General features: G+C 63.9%; 22 protein-coding genes and 4 tRNA genes. 10 read left to right on the top strand and 16 right to left on the bottom strand.

What is annotated here, in order from left to right; translation table 11 throughout:
- The first annotated feature begins 17 nt into the window (after positions 1-17).
- Positions 18-488, top strand: a complete 471-nt coding sequence (locus tag WFQ67_RS23275) for a copper chaperone PCu(A)C (protein WP_213629816.1) — start codon at positions 18-20, stop codon at positions 486-488.
- A gap of 15 nt (positions 489-503) precedes the next feature.
- Here WFQ67_RS23275 and WFQ67_RS23270 read toward each other — a convergent pair whose 3' ends face one another.
- Both WFQ67_RS23270 and gorA read right to left on the bottom strand, forming a co-directional pair.
- On the bottom strand, positions 504-1,127 hold the full coding sequence (locus tag WFQ67_RS23270; RefSeq protein ID WP_337058331.1) for a trimeric intracellular cation channel family protein: 624 nt from the start codon (positions 1,125-1,127) through the stop codon (positions 504-506).
- A 7-nt stretch (positions 1,128-1,134) separates the two neighbouring features.
- Positions 1,135-2,493: a glutathione-disulfide reductase gene (gene gorA, locus WFQ67_RS23265; RefSeq protein WP_337058330.1), complete on the bottom strand. Its 1,359-nt coding sequence runs from the start codon at positions 2,491-2,493 to the stop codon at positions 1,135-1,137.
- Between the two features lie 95 nt (positions 2,494-2,588).
- Between gorA and WFQ67_RS23260 the strand changes: the two genes are divergently transcribed.
- On the top strand, positions 2,589-3,011 hold the full coding sequence (locus WFQ67_RS23260; protein WP_337058329.1) for a VOC family protein: 423 nt from the start codon (positions 2,589-2,591) through the stop codon (positions 3,009-3,011).
- A 97-nt stretch (positions 3,012-3,108) separates the two neighbouring features.
- On the opposite strand, the gene galU is transcribed toward WFQ67_RS23260, so the two are convergent.
- From galU to WFQ67_RS23245, 3 genes are all read right to left on the bottom strand, one after another.
- Positions 3,109-3,948 carry a UTP--glucose-1-phosphate uridylyltransferase GalU gene (gene galU, locus WFQ67_RS23255; protein WP_337058328.1) on the bottom strand — a complete coding sequence of 280 codons (840 nt, stop codon included), beginning with the start codon at positions 3,946-3,948 and terminating at the stop codon, positions 3,109-3,111.
- A 49-nt stretch (positions 3,949-3,997) separates the two neighbouring features.
- Positions 3,998-5,359: a UDP-glucose dehydrogenase family protein gene (locus WFQ67_RS23250; RefSeq protein ID WP_213629808.1), complete on the bottom strand. Its 1,362-nt coding sequence runs from the start codon at positions 5,357-5,359 to the stop codon at positions 3,998-4,000.
- Positions 5,360-5,446: 87 nt separating this feature from the next.
- Positions 5,447-5,731: a hypothetical protein gene (locus tag WFQ67_RS23245; RefSeq protein WP_111259917.1), complete on the bottom strand. Its 285-nt coding sequence runs from the start codon at positions 5,729-5,731 to the stop codon at positions 5,447-5,449.
- 344 nt (positions 5,732-6,075) lie between these two features.
- On the opposite strand from WFQ67_RS23245, the gene WFQ67_RS23240 reads away from it, so the two are divergent.
- Positions 6,076-6,267, top strand: a complete 192-nt coding sequence (locus WFQ67_RS23240) for a carbon storage regulator (protein ID WP_111259916.1) — start codon at positions 6,076-6,078, stop codon at positions 6,265-6,267.
- A gap of 44 nt (positions 6,268-6,311) precedes the next feature.
- Here WFQ67_RS23240 and WFQ67_RS23235 read toward each other — a convergent pair whose 3' ends face one another.
- The 9 genes from WFQ67_RS23235 to WFQ67_RS23195 form a co-directional block, all read right to left on the bottom strand.
- Positions 6,312-6,776 carry a hypothetical protein gene (locus WFQ67_RS23235; protein ID WP_337058327.1) on the bottom strand — a complete coding sequence of 155 codons (465 nt, stop codon included), beginning with the start codon at positions 6,774-6,776 and terminating at the stop codon, positions 6,312-6,314.
- 331 nt (positions 6,777-7,107) lie between these two features.
- Positions 7,108-7,467 (bottom strand): histone-like nucleoid-structuring protein, MvaT/MvaU family, encoded by a 360-nt coding sequence (locus tag WFQ67_RS23230; RefSeq protein ID WP_236206707.1) that lies wholly within the window; start codon positions 7,465-7,467, stop codon positions 7,108-7,110.
- 219 nt (positions 7,468-7,686) lie between these two features.
- Positions 7,687-7,773 (bottom strand) — tRNA-Leu (locus tag WFQ67_RS23225).
- A 295-nt stretch (positions 7,774-8,068) separates the two neighbouring features.
- A tRNA-Cys gene (locus WFQ67_RS23220) sits at positions 8,069-8,142 on the bottom strand.
- Positions 8,143-8,185: 43 nt separating this feature from the next.
- Positions 8,186-8,261, bottom strand: a tRNA-Gly gene (locus WFQ67_RS23215).
- 69 nt (positions 8,262-8,330) lie between these two features.
- Positions 8,331-8,891 carry a CDP-diacylglycerol--glycerol-3-phosphate 3-phosphatidyltransferase gene (pgsA, locus tag WFQ67_RS23210; RefSeq protein ID WP_111259913.1) on the bottom strand — a complete coding sequence of 187 codons (561 nt, stop codon included), beginning with the start codon at positions 8,889-8,891 and terminating at the stop codon, positions 8,331-8,333.
- A gap of 32 nt (positions 8,892-8,923) precedes the next feature.
- On the bottom strand, positions 8,924-10,747 hold the full coding sequence (gene uvrC, locus WFQ67_RS23205) for an excinuclease ABC subunit UvrC (RefSeq protein WP_173174239.1): 1,824 nt from the start codon (positions 10,745-10,747) through the stop codon (positions 8,924-8,926).
- Between the two features lies 1 nt (position 10,748).
- A complete protein-coding gene (gacA, locus tag WFQ67_RS23200; protein WP_111259911.1) occupies positions 10,749-11,393 on the bottom strand; it encodes a response regulator transcription factor GacA in 645 nt (214 codons plus the stop codon).
- Positions 11,394-11,893: 500 nt separating this feature from the next.
- Positions 11,894-11,981, bottom strand: a tRNA-Ser gene (locus WFQ67_RS23195).
- A gap of 129 nt (positions 11,982-12,110) precedes the next feature.
- On the opposite strand from WFQ67_RS23195, the gene WFQ67_RS23190 reads away from it, so the two are divergent.
- From WFQ67_RS23190 to WFQ67_RS23160, 7 genes are all read left to right on the top strand, one after another.
- Complete coding sequence (locus tag WFQ67_RS23190) at positions 12,111-12,779, top strand: Bax inhibitor-1/YccA family protein (RefSeq protein ID WP_111262163.1); 669 nt, start codon at positions 12,111-12,113, stop codon at positions 12,777-12,779.
- A gap of 103 nt (positions 12,780-12,882) precedes the next feature.
- Entirely contained in the window at positions 12,883-13,275 is a 393-nt protein-coding gene (tusD, locus tag WFQ67_RS23185; protein ID WP_337058325.1) for a sulfurtransferase complex subunit TusD, read from the top strand.
- A gap of 1 nt (position 13,276) precedes the next feature.
- Positions 13,277-13,636, top strand: a complete 360-nt coding sequence (tusC, locus tag WFQ67_RS23180; RefSeq protein ID WP_213629797.1) for a sulfurtransferase complex subunit TusC — start codon at positions 13,277-13,279, stop codon at positions 13,634-13,636.
- Complete coding sequence (gene tusB / locus WFQ67_RS23175) at positions 13,636-13,938, top strand: sulfurtransferase complex subunit TusB (RefSeq protein WP_337058324.1); 303 nt, start codon at positions 13,636-13,638, stop codon at positions 13,936-13,938. Before tusC ends, tusB begins: the two co-directional genes overlap by 1 nt.
- Positions 13,935-14,270 (top strand): TusE/DsrC/DsvC family sulfur relay protein, encoded by a 336-nt coding sequence (locus tag WFQ67_RS23170; RefSeq protein WP_173174249.1) that lies wholly within the window; start codon positions 13,935-13,937, stop codon positions 14,268-14,270. The genes tusB and WFQ67_RS23170 overlap by 4 nt, the downstream gene beginning before the upstream one ends.
- Complete coding sequence (locus tag WFQ67_RS23165) at positions 14,267-15,250, top strand: glycosyl transferase family protein (RefSeq protein WP_337058323.1); 984 nt, start codon at positions 14,267-14,269, stop codon at positions 15,248-15,250. Before WFQ67_RS23170 ends, WFQ67_RS23165 begins: the two co-directional genes overlap by 4 nt.
- 87 nt (positions 15,251-15,337) lie before the next feature.
- Positions 15,338-16,330, top strand: coding sequence for a glutathione S-transferase family protein (locus WFQ67_RS23160; RefSeq protein ID WP_337058322.1), 993 nt, complete (start codon positions 15,338-15,340; stop codon positions 16,328-16,330).
- On the opposite strand, the gene cysG is transcribed toward WFQ67_RS23160, so the two are convergent.
- Positions 16,327-17,721: a siroheme synthase CysG gene (gene cysG / locus WFQ67_RS23155; RefSeq protein ID WP_337058321.1), complete on the bottom strand. Its 1,395-nt coding sequence runs from the start codon at positions 17,719-17,721 to the stop codon at positions 16,327-16,329. The genes WFQ67_RS23160 and cysG overlap by 4 nt on opposite strands.
- A gap of 116 nt (positions 17,722-17,837) precedes the next feature.
- Positions 17,838-19,118: a serine--tRNA ligase gene (serS, locus tag WFQ67_RS23150; protein ID WP_213629787.1), complete on the bottom strand. Its 1,281-nt coding sequence runs from the start codon at positions 19,116-19,118 to the stop codon at positions 17,838-17,840.

Raw genomic sequence — 19,118 nt, 5'->3', positions numbered from 1 at the left:
CGCCTTCCGGACCTCTCATGCGCCCTCTCCTCCTGTCCAACTCAATGCCCTGGAAACGCCACGCACTGGCCGTGCTGATGCTGCTGGCCGGGGCCACCGCCCAGGCCGCCGAGCTGTCGCTCGGTGATGCGCGGGCGCAGCCGTCCGACTGGGATGCCACCGCTGCCGTGGTTTCCCTGGACATCACCGACACGGGCGCCCAGGGCGATCGCCTGGTGGGCGCCAGTACGCCCCGCGCCTGGCGGGTGGACCTGCAGACTACGGTGCGCATCGGCGAGGCACGGCGGGTGATGACGCTGGTGTCCTTCGGCGTGCCGCCCGGCGGCGTGCTGAAGCTGGCGCCGATGGGCAGCCACCTGACCCTGGTGGGCCTCAAGGGCGCATTGAAGGATGGCGAACGTTTTCCGCTGACGTTGCGCTTCGCCCGGGGCGGCGAGGTGACGATCGAGGTGCGGGCCGAACGACCCGCCGCGAACCAGGCGCGGTAGCGATCCCGGGCGCGCTCAGTCCCGGTCCAGCAGGTGGAAGCGTGGCAGCGACAGCCCCCAGCGGATCGCCGCCAGGCGCGTGCCGAGCACCACCAGCATGGCCACGCCGGTATCGAACCAGCGCGGCAGGCCCAGGTGCAGCAGGCCGATGAATACCAGGGAGCCGGCCACGCAGGCGATGGCGTAGATCTCCTTCTGGAAGATCAGCGGGATCTCGTTACAGATCACGTCGCGCATCACGCCGCCAGCGACGCCGGTGATCACACCCATGATCACCGCCGTGCTCAGCGGCACCTGGTGCTGCAGGGCCACTTCGGTGCCATAGACGGTGAACACCGCCAGGCCGAAGGCGTCCGCCACCAGCAGGCCGGTTTCGTTGATGGGGCGGGTCAGGCGGACCCAGAGCACCGTGCCCACGGCCGCCAGGGAGGCGACGAGGATGTAGGTGTCGTCGCGTATCCAGCTCACCGGGTGGTTGCCGAGGATGACATCACGCAGCGTGCCGCCGCCCAGCGCGGTGATGATGGCGATCACCAGCACGCCGAACAGGTCCATGGACTTGCGCCCGGCCATGAGCGCGCCAGTGATGGCGAAGACGGCGACGCCGAACAGGTCCGACAGGTAGAAGAGCTGCTCCATCGCAGCGTCAGCTCCCGACCGGGGTGCGCAGGGTCACGAACTCTTCGGCGGCGGTGGGATGAACGCCGATGGTCTCGTCGAAGATGCGCTTGGTGGCACCGGCCTTGAGCGCCACGGCCAGGCCCTGGACGATCTCGCCCGCCTCGGGGCCGACCATGTGGCAGCCAAGCACGCGGTCGCTTTCCGCGTCGACCACCAGCTTCATCAGGGTGCGCTCCTGGTTCTCGGTGAGGGTCAGCTTCATGGGGCGGAAACGGCTCTCGAAGACCTTGACCTTGTGACCGCGCGCGCGGGCATCTTCCTCGCTGAGGCCGACGGTGCCGATGTTGGGCAGGCTGAAGACGGCGGTGGGGATGTGGTCGTAGTCCACCGGGCGGTACTCGGCGGGCTTGAACAGGCGACGGGCGACGGCCATGCCTTCGGCCAGCGCGACCGGGGTGAGCTGTACGCGGCCGATGACGTCGCCCAGGGCGAGGATCGAGGGCTCGGCGGTGCGGTACTCGTCGTCCACCTTGATGAAGCCGCGCTCATCCAGCTCGACGCCGGTGTTCTCAAGGCCCAGGCCATCCAGCATCGGGCGGCGGCCGGTGGCGTAGAACACGCAGTCGGCTTCCAGGGTGCGGCCGTCCTTGAGGGTGGCCAGCAGGCTGCCGTCGGCTTGCTTGTCGATGCGCGCGATGTCGGCGTTGAACTGCAGGTCGAGGCCCTTGCGGGTCAGCTCGTCACGCAGGTGCGTACGCACGGCGCCATCGAAGCCGCGCAGGAACAGGTCCTGGCGGTAGAGCAGCGTGGTCTTGGCGCCCAGGCCGTGGAAGATGGAGGCGAACTCGACGGCGATGTAGCCGCCACCGACCACCAGCACGCGCCGGGGCAGCTCCTTGAGGAAGAAGGCTTCGTTGGAGCTGATGGCGTGTTCGCGGCCGGGGAGTTCCGGGATCTGCGGCCAGCCGCCGGTGGCGACGAGGATGTGCTCGGCGCTGAAACGCTGCCCGCCGACCTCCACGGTGTGGGCGTCCACCAGGCGCGCGTGGCCTTCCAGCAGGGTGACGCCGCTGTTGACCAGGAGGTTGCGGTAGATGCCGTTGAGGCGCTGGATCTCGCGATTCTTGTTGGCAATCAGGGTGGCCCAGTCGAAGCCCGCCTCGCCCAGGTTCCAGCCGTAGCCTTCGGCCTGCTCGAAGTCTTCGGAGAAGTGGGCGCCGTAGACCAGCATCTTTTTCGGCACGCAGCCGACGTTGACGCAGGTGCCGCCCAGGTAGCGGCTTTCCGCTACCGCGACGCGCGCACCGAAACCGGCGGCGAAACGCGAGGCACGAACGCCGGCGGAACCGGCTCCTATGACGAAGAGGTCGAAATCGTAGGCCATGGCAGGGTCTCCAGAAACAGGCGGCCAGCATACCTGAACGCACGCCGCTGACCAGTTGCCAGGCCTATGCTTGACCCAGCGAAGGAGGAATCGTCATGCGCCCTGCCCTCACCCATCTCGCCCTGCACGTACCTGACCTGGAGCCTTGCATCCACTTCTATGAACGGTTCTGTGGCATGCGGGTGATTCACGAGCGCGCCGGCAAGGGCTCGCGGATCGTCTGGATGGCCGAGCCCGGGCAGGAGCACCGCTTCATCTTCGTGATCATGCCCGGCGGCCGCCCGCGCGACCTGGCGCCGGACGACTACAGCCACTTCGGCTTCGCCCTGGACAGCCGCGAGGCGGTGGACGCCATCGCCGCCCTCGCCGAAACCGAGGGTTGCCTGGTCTGGGCGCCGCGGGACGAACCCTACCCGGTGGGCTACTACTGCGGGCTGCGCGACCCGGCGGGCAACTATGTGGAGTTCAGCTACGGGCAGCCGCTGGGGCCGGGCTCAGAGGAAATGAAGATTCCCTGAGACGTGCTTCCCGGGCTGGAGCCCGGGGTACGAGAGCATGCGGGAAACGACAAGGCCGCCCGGAGGCGGCCTTGTTGGTGCGACGAGCGCGGCCTGATCAGTAGGCCTTGCCGGTCTTGTAGAGGTTCTCGAAGCAGTAGTTGGTCGCGTCGATATAGCCTTCGGCGCCACCGCAGTCGAAACGCTTGCCCTTGAACTTGTACGCCAGCACGCAACCGTCCTGGGCCTGCTTCATCAGGGCGTCGGTGATCTGGATTTCGCCGCCTTTGCCCGGCTCGGTCTCTTCGATCAGCTTGAAGATGTCCGGGGTCAGGATGTAGCGGCCGATGATCGCCAGGTTGGACGGGGCGTCTTCCGGCTTGGGCTTCTCGACCATGCTGTTCACGCGGTAGATGTCGTCACGGATCATCTCGCCGGCAATCACACCGTACTTGGAGGTTTCCTCCGGCGGCACTTCCTGGATGGCGACGATGGAGCAGCGGAACTGGTTGTACAGCCTGACCATCTGGGTCAGCACGCCGTCGCCGTCGAGGTTGAGGCAGAGGTCGTCCGCCAGGACCACGGCGAAAGGCTCGTCGCCGATCAGCGGGCGGCCGCTGAGGATGGCGTGGCCCAGGCCTTTCATTTCCACCTGGCGGGTGTAGGAGAAGCTGCACTGGTCGATCAGGCGGCGGATGCCGACCAGGTATTTCTCCTTGTCGGTGCCCTTGATCTGGTGCTCCAGCTCGTAGCTGATGTCGAAGTGGTCTTCCAGGGCGCGCTTGCCGCGGCCGGTGACGATGGAGATCTCGCTGAGACCCGCATCCAGGGCCTCTTCAACGCCGTACTGGATCAGTGGCTTGTTCACCACCGGCAGCATTTCCTTGGGCATGGCCTTGGTGGCGGGCAGAAAACGGGTACCGTAACCAGCGGCCGGGAACAGGCATTTCTTGATCATGTTTAACCTTGAAAAGGTGGGGTGTTGGGCGAACTGCCGCGCAGTCTAATCAGGCCGCAGTCGCCTTACAATGCCCAGCTGCTGGGCGTCCGATGCCGCGATAAAGAAACCCCAGATCGGCCAGTTGCGCCGGGTCATAGAGATTCCTGCCATCGAAGATGACCGGCATTTTCATCAGACCGCGAATCCGCTCGAAGTTCGGCTGGCGAAACTGCTTCCATTCGGTCACCAGCACCAGGGCGTCGGCATTTTCCACGGCCTGGTACGGCGAGTCGCCCAAGTGTAGCTGGCCACTGGCGAGCTGCTCCGGGTAGCGCGCCGCCACGGCTGGCGCGGCCACCGGGTCGCTGGCACGGACGCGGGCGCCGGCAGCCAGCAGCGCGTCGAGCAGGACCAGGCTCGGCGCTTCGCGCAGGTCATCGGTGCCCGGTTTGAAGGCAAGCCCCCAGATCGCAACGGTGCGGCCCCGCACGAAGCCGTTGAAGTGCTCGCGCACGGACTGGAACAGCAGGGTCTTCTGCAGCGCGTTGCGCGCCTCGACCGCCCGCAGGATGCCGGGCTCGATGCCCTCCTGCTCGGCGCTGCGGATCAGCGCGCGCACGTCCTTGGGGAAGCACGAGCCGCCATAGCCGCAACCGGCGTAGATGAAATGGGTGCCGATGCGCCGGTCGCTGCCGATGCCACGACGCACCTCCTCCACATCGACGCCCAGGCGTGCACAGAGCCCGGCCATCTCGTTCATGAAGGAAATCCGCGTGGCGAGGAAGGCATTGGCGGCGTACTTGCTGAACTCGGCGGCGCGCGTGGCCATGACCAGTACCCGGTCGTGATTGCGCGAGAAGGGTGCGTAGAGGCGCCGCAACAGTTCGCCCGAGGCCGCGTCGTCGCAGCCGATGATGATGCGGTCCGGGCGCATGAAGTCGTCGATCGCCGAGCCTTCCTTGAGGAACTCGGGGTTGCTCGCCACCGGGACGGTGAACGCCAGCTCGCGCCGCGCGAGTGCTATCTGGATGCGATCAGCCACCCGCTCCGCCGTGCCCACCGGCACCGTGGATTTGTTCACCACCAGGCAGGGGCGGTGCAGCGCGGCACCCAGCTGGTCGGCCACCGCCAGCACATGGGAGAGGTCGGCGGAACCGTCCTCGCCGCTGGGGGTGCCGACGGCGATGAAGATGATCTCCGCCCGGTCGATCCCCTCCTCCAACCGCGCGCTGAAGCTCAGCTGGCCGCTGGCGAGGTGCATCTTCAGCATGGCTTCCAGGCCGGGCTCGTAGATCGTCGGCTCGCCGCGAACCAGCCGCGCCAGGCGCCATGGATCACGCTCCACGCAGACGACCCGATTGCCCATCTCGGCGAAACAGGCCGCTGCCACCAGCCCGACGTAACCCGCACCGACGACGCAAAGCTGCATGGCCCACCCTCCCCTATGGATACGGGGAATTGCAGCGGACTCCGGTGGCAGAACGGTGACAGTAGGATGACCGCGCCGTGATGGCGCTCAGCGCTCGTCGGCGGGCAAGTTGAGCTCGACCTCGACCAGGGTTTCCGTGGCCTCGTGGACGACGGGCTCACCGGCGTAGGTGCCCAGGGTTTCCCAGTGCTGGTCGAGACCGGCACCGATGGCCGCCAGGTGGTCGATCATGCGCTGCCCGGCCTGTTTGATGGCCTGGTCGTCGCTGCGCATCATCTCGAACGACATCTCGGTCATCGCGGCAGTGAGGTGGGTAAGGCTGCGGGTGGTGAGACTGAGCAGGCGAACCAGTTGCTGTTCCTTGGATTCCATTCATCGACCTCTTGAACCTGACTCCTTCAGGCAGCACTGAGGCTAGCTGAAAAGTGCCGCGAAGCACGGGCGAGACGGGCCACTGCAAGAAAAATTTCAACTTTGGCAGCGCCCCGGCAAAGCGGTTCGCGCAGCACACGGGGAATCGGACAAGCGGAGCCGCCCCCATCCCCTGGTCGGGAAAGCGCAACGGCATGGCCATGCATCGAGATAGCGGGAACTTCGAAACAGGGCGATGGGTCAGGTGATCAGGCAGCTGCAATCCACGCCAGTCACGGAGCCATGGCAACGTCCCGGGGAGTGCTGCCACAACGCCTCACGACAACCCTGCAGGGAGACCCGACATGCAGCTCCTCATCAATTCGGTCGGCGAACGCTTCGTCATTGAAGGCGGCATCACCGTGGAAGTGATCAGCATCCACGGGCACCAGGTGAAGTTCGGCATCATCGCGCCGAGGAACGTTGCGGTGCATCGCAAGGAAGTCTACGAGCGCATCCAGGCGGGCGTGCCACACCCCAAGAAACTCAGCGCCTGACCAGCCCGGGGCGCGCTGGAGACTCGCGCCGCCGGGCAAGGGTGTCACGGGCTGATGGTGAAGGACGGCGTCGGAGACAGGAACAGCGACTGCACGATGCAGCCTCCCAGCGGCTGATAGGGCGATGCGGTGAAGGCGGTGCTCGAATTGCTCCAGGCACCGTTGAGGGTGACTGGGGATGTATTGCAAGCAGTACCTGCCAGCGAGAGCTTCACTCCCGCCATGTAGGCACTCGTCACGCTGGTGGGCGTCCAGGACCAGGGCAGCCCGGCGGCGCTCAGGGCCGGGCACAGGCCCAATCCGGTGAACTTGGCGTTCAGGATCGTCGCGACCGACGGAGTGGCGATTCCGGTGAGCTCCACATTGCAGGTGATGGTGGTGCCCAGACCACTCGGCTTCAGGGCCAGCGTCCCGAAGAAGTAGAACTGCAGGTTCATGGCATTGATGGTCGCGGCCTGGGCGATCTGGCCAGCGAACAGCAGCAGGGCAACTAGGGCATATCTGATCATTTCCTTGACTCCTCTCATCCTGGGTCTTTATCGATGCGCGCCTGGATATCGGCATCTGGAGGCTAGCTACCCGCACCTTCGGGGCCACCGACCCAAAGAAGGGGGGATGAGAGTTTGAAAATCGAACCTGTGAAGTGCATACACACTTTCGGCGCGGCCTATCCACCGCAGCGATAATGCCTCGCTCCACAATCGCGGAAATATAAGAGACGTGTTACTCAAGGTGCTCTGCGCGGGCTGACAGCGTGACAGTCAACAGCTGCCGGAGCCTTCCGCCACAGATGACAAAAAGCCCGCCGAAGCGGGCTCATTGCGAAACAGAGGAAGTCCTTTACTGCAACCAGGACTCCACGACCTCAGCGCCATGTTCGGCCTTCCACGCTTTCAACACGGCATGGTTGCCACCCTTGGTCTCCACACGCTCCTGGGTCTTGGGGTTGATGTAGATCTTGGTGGCACGCTCACGGCGTTGGCCCCGCGCCTTGACCGACGCGGGGCTGCGCGAAGCCGACGGTTCGAGGATCGCGATTATATTGCGCAGGGAGTAATCGTATTCACCGAGTAGCGCTCGCAACTTCTGCTCGAACTCGATTTCACGCTTGAGTTCTTTATCGTTCTTCAAGGCATCGAGCTGGGCAAGTTGCTCGGCGAGTTTGGCTTCGAGGGCTTTGAATTCTGCGAGTTTGGACATGGAAGGCCTTTATTTGAGTTGTTTCGATGAATCTGACCGACAGGAACCAGCGGAGTTTACGAGACGCCGAATTTTATATCGCAACACTCCCGGAAGTGCCCACTCCGATTGCAAATGCCAAGTCACCCCGACTCGCTAAATTGCGGACCGAAAACAGAATTGCGTACCAGAAAACGACAAGGGCCTGCGTACAGGATGCACGCAAGCCCTTGATTCATATGGTGCCCGAAGCCGGGGTCGAACCGGCACGGGGTTTCCCCCGAGGGATTTTAAGTCCCTTGCGTCTACCGATTTCGCCATTCGGGCGGTAGCGCAGCGCACTGGAAAGGAAGCCCCTCCATTCGCGAGGGCAGGACTATATACACCCCCCATCGCTCGCGCAAGCTGACGAAAAAACCGAGCGCAACGAAAAAAACCACGCAGATCAGCTATCTACATTCGATCGACTGCTCGAAGCAGCGAAGATAACCAAACGCAACTACCGGCATTCGGGAGCGGCCGTGAATCCAACCACTTGATGGCGGCCTGAGGAGTTACAGGAACGATGCATGACAGCACCAAAGAAAAAACCCCGCAGGCGTGAACCTGCGGGGTTTTATATTGGAGGCCAGAGTCGGAATCGAACCGGCGTACACGGATTTGCAATCCGCTGCATGACCACTCTGCCATCCGGCCTCAAACGAAGACGCCGCTTTGGGCGGCGTCTATCGCGACAATCTGGAGCGGGAAACGAGACTCGAACTCGCGACCCCGACCTTGGCAAGGTCGTGCTCTACCAACTGAGCTATTCCCGCTTTGTCTTGGTGACGGGCGCCATTCTATAGATTCATCGGCGCCCGTCAACCCCTTGATTCAAAAATAGTTTATTTCTTTTTCGGCTCGGTGCTGAGATGCGGCCAGGCGGCCAGCAGGTAGTGCAGCATGGACCAAAGGGTCAGCCCGGCAGCGACGATCAGCAGCACGTAGCCCACCAACACCCAAAAGGTGAAATGCGGCGGATTGGCCAGCAGGATGACCAACGCCAGCATCTGCGCCGCGGTCTTCCACTTGCCGAGGTTGGATACCGCTACATGCGCACGGGCACCGATCTCGGCCATCCATTCCCGCAGAGCGGACACGACGATCTCGCGGCCGATGATGATTGCGGCAGGCAGGCTCAACCACAGGTTGTGGTGCTCCTCCACCAACAACACCAAGGCCACGGCGACCATCAACTTGTCCGCGACCGGATCGAGGAAGGCGCCGAAGGGCGTGCTCTGCTCCCAGCGGCGAGCCAGGTAGCCGTCGAACCAGTCGGTCACCGCTGCGATGGCGAATACCGCACTGGCTGCCAGATAGCTCCAGGAGAACGGCATGTAGAACAGCAGGATGAAGACGGGAATCAGCAGAACGCGCAGAACGGTGAGGAGATTTGGAATATTCATCGTGACAGCTGAACCGGAAATGAGCGGGCATTCTACTCGCTGTGCAGAGCCGCATAAATCGACTCCGCGAGCTTTTTACTGATACCAGGCGCCTTGGCGATCTCCTCGACGCTGGCACGCCCCAGTTCCTGCAGCCCGCCGAAATGCTTGAGCAGGTCGCGACGGCGCTTCGGACCGACGCCAGCCACCTCTTCGAGACTCGAGGTCCGTCTCGCCTTGCCACGACGGGCACGGTGGCCGGTGATGGCGAAGCGGTGAGCCTCGTCGCGGATCTGCTGAATGAGGTGCAGCGCAGGCGAATCCGCAGGCAGCGTGAACTCGTGGGCGGCATCGTTCAGATAGAGGGTTTCGAAACCGGGCTTGCGGGTAACGCCCTTGGCCACGCCGAGAAGGATAAGGTCCGGCACGGCCAGCTCCTGGAGCACTTCCTGCGCCATGGCCATCTGACCCTTGCCTCCGTCCACGAGAAGGATGTCAGGCAGCTTGCCCTCCCCGTCCTTGAGCTTGCTGAAGCGACGGGTAAGCGCCTGGTGCATGGCTGCGTAATCATCCCCCGCCGTGACACCCTCGATGTTGTAGCGGCGGTAATCCGACTTGAGCGCACCCTCGGGACCGAAGACCACGCAGGAGGCAACAGTCGCCTCACCGCTGGAATGGCTGATGTCATAACACTCGAGCCTCTGCGGTGGCTCTTCCAGCTCCAGCACCTCGGCCAGTGCCTCGAACTTGTCGGCCATGTGCTGACGATTGGCGAGGCGCGCGGCCAAGGCCAGCTCGGCATTGGTGACGGCCAGTTGTTGCCAGCGCGCACGATTGGTCCGCACCCGATGGCTGATGCTCAACTCGCGCCCACGCAACTCTGCGATGGCCTCGATCAGCGTCGGGAAGTCTTCATGGGCCGTGTTGACGATCAGCTCCTGCGGCAGATCGCGTTCCAGGTTGCCGAGGTAGTACTGCGCCACGAAGGCGGCCAGCACATCACCGACTTCCTCTTCTATTGCAACCTGAGGGAAGAAGTTCTTGCTACCGAGCACCCGACCGCCACGCACGCTGATCATATGCACGCAGGCGCCGCCCGGGTTGACGATGGCAGCTACCACATCGACATCGCCGGTACCGCCCTCGATGCTTTGCTGGTCCTGCACACGACGCAGGATCGCGACCTGATCACGCAGCTCGGCGGCACGCTCGAACTCCAGGCGCATGGAGGCCTGCTCCATGCTGGTAGACAGCTCCGTCGCCAATGCATTGCTGCGCCCCTCGAGGAACATCACCGAATGGCGAACGTCCTCGGCGTACTCGGCAGGCTCCACCAAATCCACGCAAGGGCCCTTGCAGCGCTTGATCTGGTACTGCAGGCAAGGACGGGTACGGTTGCGGAAATAACTGTCCTCGCACTGGCGCACCAGGAACGCCTTCTGCAGCAGAGCGAGGCTCTCGCGGATCGCTCCCGCACTGGGATAGGGGCCGAAGTAGCGCCCCTTCTGCTTCTTCGCACCACGATGGATGCTCAGGCGTGGATAGGGGCCATCCGAAAGATGCACATAGGGGTAGGACTTGTCATCGCGCAGGAGGATGTTGTACGGCGGTCGCCACTCCTTGATCAGGGTCTGCTCGAGCAGCAGCGCCTCGGTCTCGTTGGCGGTGACGGTGGTCTCGACCTGCGCGATCTTTGCAACCAGCGCGGCAGTCTTGGGAGCCAGCCCGGTCTTGCGGAAATAGCTGGCGAGGCGCTTCTTGAGGTTCTTTGCCTTGCCGACATAGAGCAGCTTGCCGCCCTCGTCGAACATCCGGTATACACCCGGACGCCCACTGCAGGCGGCAAGGAAATCACTTGCGTCGAAAATGTCGGACATCTTAGCTGACGGCGTCCACCATGCCGTGCCGCACGGCCAGCAGGGCCAGCTCGACGTCACTGGAGATGGAAAGCTTGTCGAAGATTCGGTAGCGATAGGTATTCACGGTCTTCGGCGACAGGCAGAGCTTGTCGGAAATGGTCTGCACCTTCTGGCAGTTGGCGATCATCAGGGCGATCTGGATCTCACGCTCCGAAAGAAGATCGAAGGGAGAACCGCTGGTCTGCGGCTGGAATGACTTGAGCGCCAACTGCTGAGCGATCTGCGGACTGATGTAACGCTGCCCGCCAAAGACCTGGCGAATGGCCTGGACCATCTCTTCCAGCGCCGCGCCCTTGGTCAGGTACCCGGCGGCACCTGCCTGAAGCAGGCGTGTAGGAAACGGGTCCTCTTCACACACGGTAACGGCCACGACCTTCAGATCGGGTTGGCTGCGCAGCAACTTGCGGGTGGCCTCCAGACCGCCGATGCCGGGCATCTTCACGTCCATGAGTACAACATCCGGCTTGAGTTCGCGCGCCTTCTTCAGGGCCTCCTCGCCACTGTCGGCCTGCCCGATCACCTGCAGGCCGTCGATGTCGGCCAACATGCGCGTAATACCCGTTCGAACCAGATCGTGGTCATCGACCACCAGTACCCTAATCAAGCGACACCTCGCAGTGCATCGCAGACCGCCTGGGCGGCTGGATTGTGGAAAGGCAGATACATTATCAAGACTGGTTCACAAGACCTAGCTTGATTCATAACCGTCAAATAGCAAGCGCCAGCAAAACACAGACCTTGAGGACTGACAATCGAGCACCAGGCAAGGAGACGCGTGCGCCTGAGCCCGGATCACAGGACCGATCTAAAGGTATGGCACGCTGATGGCTGGAGCGAAAGCCGCGTACAGCCACGATGCATCGACAGAGACATGAGTTGTAGTTGAAGCGCTGCCGGCCGCGCCAAACCACTTCGCGCCAGCAAGCAGTCGAGCGATCCCTACGCAGTCATAGGCAGTTCGTCGCCCCACCATCGACCAAGGAGGCTGCGAATCCATAAGGCACGACGGTGACAGGGGTGGAGCTTAACGAGCGAACGCTCGGAAATCCTCATGCTCCAGAAACGCCAAATCCCCGCATAACGGGGCTTTGCTGCGCAGGAATATGGCGGAAGCGGTGAGATTCGAACTCACGGACAGTTTCCCGTCGGCGGTTTTCAAGACCGCTGCCTTCAACCACTCGGCCACACTTCCGCATTTGCGGGCCGCCATACTACCCGAACGCAACACGCTGTCAAACTCTCGCAACAGAGCCGCTACGGACCTCTGTTATCATTTCGGGCGACTGCGGTCACGGACCCAATTTCTTGCAGGAGTTTTGCAATGAGCGATCAAGATTACGTACTGAACCAGGCGCAGGCCGGCGGGCTCGAAATCAGCCGTGTGCTGCGCAACACCTACGGGCTGCTGGCGCTGACCCTGGCATTCAGCGGCCTGGTCGCCTATGTCGCGCAGCAAATGCGCGTCGCCTACCCGAGCATCTTCGTGGTGCTGATCGGCTTCTACGGCCTGTTCTTCCTTACCGTGAAGTTGCGCAACTCGGCCTGGGGCCTGCTCTCTACCTTCGCCCTGACCGGCTTCATGGGCTACACCCTCGGCCCGATCCTCAACCGCTACCTGGGCATGCCCAACGGCGGTGAAGTGATCAGTTCGGCCTTCGCCATGACGGCGCTGGTGTTCTTCGGTCTGTCCGCCTACGTGCTGACCACCCGCAAGGACATGAGCTTCCTGGGTGGCTTCATCACCGCTGGCTTCTTCGTGCTGATCGGCGCGATGCTGGCGAGCTTCTTCTTCGACATCAGCGGCCTGCAGCTGGCGATCAGCGCTGGCTTTGTGGTTTTCGCCTCGGTCTGCATCCTGTTCCAGACCAGCGCGATCATCCACGGCGGTGAGCGCAACTACATCATGGCCACCATCAGCCTGTACGTGTCGATCTACAACCTGTTCGTCAGCCTGCTGCAGATCTTCGGCGTGATGAGCGGCGACGACTGATAGCCGCGCCTTGCAGAAGCCCGCTTCGGCGGGCTTTTTCTTGCCTGCAAAAGCCGGTCGCAAGCCGTATCATGCGCTCAGCTATTCCGCTCGAAGCCCTGTCATGAAATTCGCCATAGCCCTCTTCGCTCCTGCCCATGCGCCCTCCTCCCGCCGCGCCCTGCGCTTTGCCGAAGCGGTGCTGGACGGCGGCCACGAAATCATGCGCCTGTTCTTCTACCAGGACGGCGTTCACAGTGCCTCAGCCAATGTGGTGACTCCACAGGACGAGCCGGACATCGCCCGCGACTGGTCCAGGTTAGTGGCCGATCATCAATTGGATGGCGTGGTCTGTATCGCCGCCGCCCTGCGTCGAGGCGTGATCAATCAGGAGGAGGCCGAGCGCTATGGTCGTGCAGCCGCCAACCTGGCACCAGGCTGGGCGCTATCCGGCCTGGGCCAGCTGCATGAAGCCGCGCAGATGGCCGATCGGCTGATCTGCTTCGGGGGGGACTGAGATGGCCAAATCCATGTTGATCATCACCCGCCGCGCGCCCTGGGCCGGCCCGGGTGCGCGCGAAGCGCTGGACATCGCACTGGCCGGCGGCGCCTTCGATTTGCCGCTGGCGATGCTGTTCCTCGATGACGGTGTCTTCCAGCTCGCCAGCGGCCAGACTCCGGGCAGGCTGGAGCAGAAGGACCTCACCGCCAACCTGCAGGCACTGCCACTGTTCGGCGTGGAATCCCTTTACGCCAGCGCCCACAGCCTGAGCCAGCGCGGCCTGGCCACCGACAGCCTGAATCTTCCCGTCGAAGTGCTGGATGATGCCGCCTTGCGCGCCCTCATCGAGCGCCATGACCAAGTGATCACCCTCTGATGAGTACACTGCACCTGCTTTCCCATTCGCCGTTTGGCGACGACCGCTTCGACAGCTGCCTGCGCCTGCTGGGCAACGAGGACGCGATCCTGCTCAGCGGCGAAGCCGTCCAGGCCCTGCGCGCCTCGACCCACCCACGTCAATGCCTGGAGCAGCTCCCCGAAGGCATTGCCCTGTTCGCGCTGGAAGAAGACGTGGCGGCGCGCGCAATCGGCAGCCAGCCCACCCGCATCAAGTTGCTGGACTACCCCGGCTTCGTGGCGCTATGCGTGCAGTACGACAAGGTGAACAGCTGGCTATGAGCAGCCTCGATCTGAACGGACGGAGCATCCCGCTCGACAAGGATGGCTACCTGCAAGAGCTGGCCGATTGGTCCCGCCCCGTGGCGGAAGCCCTCGCCGCGCGCGAGGAGATCACCTTGCAGGCCGAGCACTGGGAAATCCTCGAACTGCTGCGGCGCTTCTATGACGAATTCCAGCTGTCGCCGGCCAATCGGCCATTGATCAAGTACGTCGCCCAGCAGCTCGGCCCGGAAAAGGGCAACAGCCTGCACCTCAACCACCTGTTCAAGGGCGCACCGGCCAAGCTTGCCGCCAAGCTCGCCGGCCTGCCCAAGCCGACCAATTGCCTATGACTCCCGCCGCCCCTGTTGAACACCCCTTCGCCCAGTTCGTCCGCATCCTCGGCAAGGGCAAGCGTGGCGCCCGCCACCTGACCCGCGAAGAGGCCCGCGAAGCCATGGGCATGCTGCTGGACGGCAAGACCGAAGACAGCCAGCTCGGCGCCTTCCTCATGCTGCTGCGGCACAAGGAAGAAAGCGCCGAGGAGCTGGCCGGCTTCACCGAAGCCTTCCGCGCGCGCAACCTTGCCCCGGCGATCCGGGTGGACATCGACTGGCCCAGCTACGCCGGCAAGAAGCGCCACCATCCCTGGTTCCTCCTGGCAGCCAAGGCCCTGGCCAATGGCGGGGTACGCATCCTGCTGCACGGCGGTGGCTTGCACACGGCCGGGCGCATCTACACCGAACAATGCCTGGAGCTGCTGGGCATCCCCGACTGCGCCGACTGGCAGCAGGTCAGCCAGGCGCTGGACCACCACCGCCTCGCCTTCATCCCACTGGGAGCCTGGGCGCCGACGCTGCAGCGCATGATCGACCTGCGCAACACCCTCGGCCTGCGCTCTCCCATCCACTCGCTTGCTCGCATCCTCAACCCACTCGGCGCCCGCTGTGGCCTGCAGAGCATCTTCCATCCCGGCTACCAGGCGGTGCACAGGGAAGCCAGCCAACTGCTGGGGGACCACGCCATCGTCATCAAGGGCGAAGGCGGCGAGATCGAAGTGAACCCGGATGCCGCCTGCCACCTCTTTGGCACCGAAGGCGGCGAGGCCTGGGATGAAGAGTGGCCCGCCCTATCGCCGCTGCGCCATGTCAAACCAGAGCGCATCGAAGCAGCGCAGCTACTGGGTGTGTGGGACGGCAGTATCGACGACGCCTACGCCCGGCTCGCCATCCTCGGCACCATGGCACTCGCGCTGCGCGGTCTCGGCCATCCTCGCGAGACCGCCCTCAGCGAAGCCGAGCGGCTGTGGAAAGAGCGAAACGCTTCGAATTAATCGATCAAAAACACTTTGAATTTGCGCCATTCAATCGACTCAACACCTTTAGACTGAGCCCAATTTCCAATTCAGAGGGTCAGGGCCATGGGATTGCTGGTCGAAGGCAAATGGCAGGACAAGTGGTACGACACCGCCAAGGACGGTCGCTTCCAACGTGAAAGCGCACGCCGGCGCAACTGGATCACCGCTGACGGGTCACCCGGCCCGAGCGGCAAGGGCGGGTTCACAGCCGAACCGGGGCGCTATCACCTCTACGTATCACTGGCCTGCCCCTGGGCGCACCGCACGCTGATCTTCCGCAAGCTGAAGGGGCTGGAAAGCCTGATCGACGTCTCGGTGGTCAGTTGGCTGATGCTGGAGAACGGCTGGACCTTCGATCGCAGTCATGGCTCGAGTGGCGATGCCCTCGGCAACCTGGATTATCTCTACCAGCGTTACATCCGCGATGATGCCGGGTACACCGGCCGCGTGACCGTGCCGTTGCTGTGGGACACATTCGAGGAGCGAATCGTCAGTAACGAATCTTCCGAGATCATCCGCATGTTCAACTCGGCGTTCGACGGCCTCACCAATGATCACCAGGACTTCTATCCGCCCGCCCTGCGGACGGAGATCGACGCCCTCAACGAACGCATCTATCCGGCCATCAACAACGGCGTATACCGGGCGGGCTTCGCCACCACCCAGGAAGCCTACGAGGAAGCCTTCGGCGAACTGTTCCGCGAGCTGGACAGGCTGGAAGCGCTACTGGGCAAGCGTCGCTATCTGGCAGGAGCCCACCTGACCGAAGCCGACTGGAGACTGTTCACCACGCTGATCCGCTTCGATGCGGTCTATCACGGGCACTTCAAGTGCAACCTGAGGCGCCTGGCCGACTACCCCAACCTGTCTGGCTGGCTGCGTGAGCTCTATCAGTGGCCAGGCGTTGCCGAAACGGCGAACTTCGAGCACATCAAGGGGCATTACTACGCGAGCCACCGCACCATCAACCCGACCGGGATCATCCCCGCCGGCCCGCTGCAGGATTTCAACCAGCCCCACGGTCGCGACCACCTACCCGGCAAAGGGGTGGCTTAGTCGACCTGAGCCCCTTCGAACCAGGCGAGCTTGTCACGCAGTTGCACCACCTCGCCCACGATCACCAGCGTGGGCGCATGCACCTCATGCCGGGCGACCAATTGCGGCAGGTCGCCAAGCGTGCCGGTGAAGACCCGCTGGTTGCTGGTGGTGCCCTGCTGCACCAGGGCGGCCGGGGTATTGGCCGAGCGCCCGTGTCGGATCAGCTCGCTGCAGATACTCGGCAAGCCGACCAGGCCCATGTAGAAGACCAGGGTCTGGCCTGGCGCGACCAGGTCGCTCCAGGGCAGGTCGCTGCTGCCGTCCTTCAGATGCCCGGTGACGAAACGCACCGATTGGGCGTGGTCACGATGAGTCAGCGGGATACCGGCATAGGCCGCGCAGCCCGAGGCAGCGGTAATGCCCGGCACCACCTGGAAGGGAATGCCGTTGGCCGCCAGCTCGCCGATCTCCTCGCCACCACGCCCGAAGATGAACGGGTCTCCTCCCTTAAGGCGCAGCACGCGCTTGCCCTGGAGCGCCAGGTCGATCAACAGGCGATTGATCTCCTCCTGAGGCACGGCATGCTCCGAACGACGCTTGCCCACATAGATGCGTTCGGCGTCGCGCCGGCACATCTCGACGATCGGGCCCGCCACCAGGCGGTCGTAGAGCACCACGTCGGCCTGCTGCATCAGGCGAAGGGCGCGGAAGGTCAGAAGGTCGGGATCACCGGGGCCGGCGCCCACCAGGTAGACCTCGCCCAGCGCCCGCTGCGTGCCGCCACCCGCCACACGCTCTTCGAGCATGCGCTCGGCTTCGGCGGGCTGCCCGGCAAGCATGCGCTCGGCGATCGGCCCCTGGAAAACGTCCTCCCAGAACACGCGTCGCTGCTGCACATCGGGGAACAAGGCCTTGACCCGGCTGCGGAAACGCTTGGCGAGCCCCGCCAACTGGCCGTAGGCGGAAGGAATCCAGGTTTCGATCTTGGCGCGGATCAGCCGGGCCAGCACCGGGGCATCCCCGGCACTGGACACGGCGACGATCAGCGGCGAACGGTCGACGATGGCGGGAAAGATCACGCTGCACAGCGCCGGCGCATCGACCACGTTGACCGGCACGCCGCGCGCCTGGGCCTGCTGCGAGATCAATGCGTTGAGGGACTCGTCATCGGTCGCGGCAATGACCAGCACGCACTGGTCGAGGTCCGCCTCCACATAGCCACGGACATGGGCCAACCCTGACGAAGCCCCCACCAGCTCGATCAACTGGCTGTCGATCTGCGGCGCTACCACCCGGAGAACCGCCCCGGCATCCGCCAGCAGGCGAGCCTTGCGCAGTGCGACTTCGCCACCGCCGACGACGAGCACCTGACGGCCCTTGAGGTTATGGAAGAGCGGGAGGAAATCCATGGGAGCGCCTTGCTGCAGTGGTTGCCGTGGAAAACGACGCCCGCATCCGGCAGGGACCGGAACGCGGGCGCTCGGGGAGGCTCGAATCACTCCCGCGCAGGCGGGAGCGGCGAGGATCAACCGATGATTTCGATACCGCCCATGTAGGGCTTGAGGACTTCCGGCACGCGAATGGAGCCATCCGCCTGCTGGTAGTTCTCCAGCACGGCTACCAGGGTACGGCCGACGGCCAGGCCGGAGCCGTTGAGGGTGTGCACCAGCTCGGGCTTGCCGGTTTCCGGGTTGCGGTAGCGAGCCTGCATGCGGCGGGCCTGGAAGTCACCACAGTTGGAGCAGGAGGAAATCTCGCGGTATTTGTCCTGGCTCGGCACCCAGACCTCCAGGTCGTAGGTCTTGGTCGCGCCAAAGCCCATGTCGCCGGTGCACAGGGCGAGAACGCGATACGGCAGCTCCAGCAGCTGCAGGACCTTCTCGGCATTGGCGGTCAGGCCTTCCAGCGCCTCGAAGGACTTGGACGGCTCGACGATCTGCACCATCTCGACCTTGTCGAACTGGTGCTGGCGGATCATGCCGCGCGTGTCGCGACCGGAAGCGCCCGCCTCGCTGCGGAAGCAGGGGGTGTGGGCGACAAACTTCAACGGCAGTTGCTTCGCGTCGAGGATTGCACCGGCGACGATGTTGGTCAGGGACACTTCGGCGGTAGGGATCAGGTAGAGATCCGCTTCGTCCTCGCGACCAATCTTGAACAGGTCTTCCTCGAACTTGGGCAACTGGCCGGTGCCTTGCAGCGCCGGGGCCTGGACCAGGTAAGGGGTGTAGGCCTCTTCATAGCCGTGCTCGGCGGTATGCAGGTTGATCATGAACTGCGCCAGGGCACGGTGCAGGCGGGCGATGGGGCCGCGCAACAGGGCGAAACGCGCGCCGGAGAGCTTGGCGGCGGTTTCGAAGTCCAGCCAGCCATGGGTTTCACCCAGGCTCACGTGGTCCTTGATTTCGAAATCGAAGCTGCGCGGGGTTCCCCAGCGGCGGACCTCGACGTTGCCATCTTCGTCCTCGCCCACGGGGACGGAGGCGTCCGGCAGGTTGGGGATGTTCAGCAGCAGGTTGTCCAGTTCGGCCTGGATGCTCTCCAGTTCGCGCTTGCCCTCGTCCAGCTCGGTCCCCATGCGGTCGACATCGGCCAGCAGCGGCGCGATGTCCTCGCCGCGCTGCTTGGCCTGGCCAATGGCCTTGGAGCGACTGTTGCGCTCGGCCTGCAGCTGCTCGGTGCGGGTTTGCACGGACTTGCGCTGGTTCTCCAGGGATTCGAGGCGCGCCACGTCCAGTTGGAAGCCGCGGGTGGCGAGGCGATCGGCCACTTCCTGGGTCTGGGTGCGTACCAGTTTGGAATCGAGCAT

Source organism: Pseudomonas sp. USHLN015 (genome assembly GCF_037153275.1).
Lineage (GTDB): Bacteria > Pseudomonadota > Gammaproteobacteria > Pseudomonadales > Pseudomonadaceae > Metapseudomonas > Metapseudomonas tohonis.
This window is presented reverse-complemented; position numbering and strand designations above follow the sequence as displayed.

Bases quoted from the DNA above. Each gene is read 5' to 3' on its own strand.
- cysG (WP_337058321.1), bottom strand. From the start codon at position 17,721: ATGGATTTCCTCCCGCTCTTCCATAACCTCAAGGGCCGTCAGGTGCTC.
- WFQ67_RS23250 (WP_213629808.1), bottom strand. From the start codon at position 5,359: ATGCAGCTTTGCGTCGTCGGTGCGGGTTACGTCGGGCTGGTGGCAGCG.
- WFQ67_RS23245 (WP_111259917.1), bottom strand. From the start codon at position 5,731: ATGGAATCCAAGGAACAGCAACTGGTTCGCCTGCTCAGTCTCACCACC.
- WFQ67_RS23240 (WP_111259916.1), top strand. From the start codon at position 6,076: ATGCAGCTCCTCATCAATTCGGTCGGCGAACGCTTCGTCATTGAAGGC.
- gorA (WP_337058330.1), bottom strand. From the start codon at position 2,493: ATGGCCTACGATTTCGACCTCTTCGTCATAGGAGCCGGTTCCGCCGGC.
- WFQ67_RS23260 (WP_337058329.1), top strand. From the start codon at position 2,589: ATGCGCCCTGCCCTCACCCATCTCGCCCTGCACGTACCTGACCTGGAG.
- WFQ67_RS23270 (WP_337058331.1), bottom strand. From the start codon at position 1,127: ATGGAGCAGCTCTTCTACCTGTCGGACCTGTTCGGCGTCGCCGTCTTC.
- serS (WP_213629787.1), bottom strand. From the start codon at position 19,118: ATGCTCGATTCCAAACTGGTACGCACCCAGACCCAGGAAGTGGCCGAT.
- pgsA (WP_111259913.1), bottom strand. From the start codon at position 8,891: ATGAATATTCCAAATCTCCTCACCGTTCTGCGCGTTCTGCTGATTCCC.
- WFQ67_RS23235 (WP_337058327.1), bottom strand. From the start codon at position 6,776: ATGATCAGATATGCCCTAGTTGCCCTGCTGCTGTTCGCTGGCCAGATC.
- tusD (WP_337058325.1), top strand. From the start codon at position 12,883: ATGAAATTCGCCATAGCCCTCTTCGCTCCTGCCCATGCGCCCTCCTCC.
- WFQ67_RS23165 (WP_337058323.1), top strand. From the start codon at position 14,267: ATGACTCCCGCCGCCCCTGTTGAACACCCCTTCGCCCAGTTCGTCCGC.
- tusB (WP_337058324.1), top strand. From the start codon at position 13,636: ATGAGTACACTGCACCTGCTTTCCCATTCGCCGTTTGGCGACGACCGC.
- WFQ67_RS23275 (WP_213629816.1), top strand. From the start codon at position 18: ATGCGCCCTCTCCTCCTGTCCAACTCAATGCCCTGGAAACGCCACGCA.
- galU (WP_337058328.1), bottom strand. From the start codon at position 3,948: ATGATCAAGAAATGCCTGTTCCCGGCCGCTGGTTACGGTACCCGTTTT.
- tusC (WP_213629797.1), top strand. From the start codon at position 13,277: ATGGCCAAATCCATGTTGATCATCACCCGCCGCGCGCCCTGGGCCGGC.
- WFQ67_RS23190 (WP_111262163.1), top strand. From the start codon at position 12,111: ATGAGCGATCAAGATTACGTACTGAACCAGGCGCAGGCCGGCGGGCTC.
- WFQ67_RS23230 (WP_236206707.1), bottom strand. From the start codon at position 7,467: ATGTCCAAACTCGCAGAATTCAAAGCCCTCGAAGCCAAACTCGCCGAG.
- WFQ67_RS23160 (WP_337058322.1), top strand. From the start codon at position 15,338: ATGGGATTGCTGGTCGAAGGCAAATGGCAGGACAAGTGGTACGACACC.
- uvrC (WP_173174239.1), bottom strand. From the start codon at position 10,747: ATGTCCGACATTTTCGACGCAAGTGATTTCCTTGCCGCCTGCAGTGGG.
- WFQ67_RS23170 (WP_173174249.1), top strand. From the start codon at position 13,935: ATGAGCAGCCTCGATCTGAACGGACGGAGCATCCCGCTCGACAAGGAT.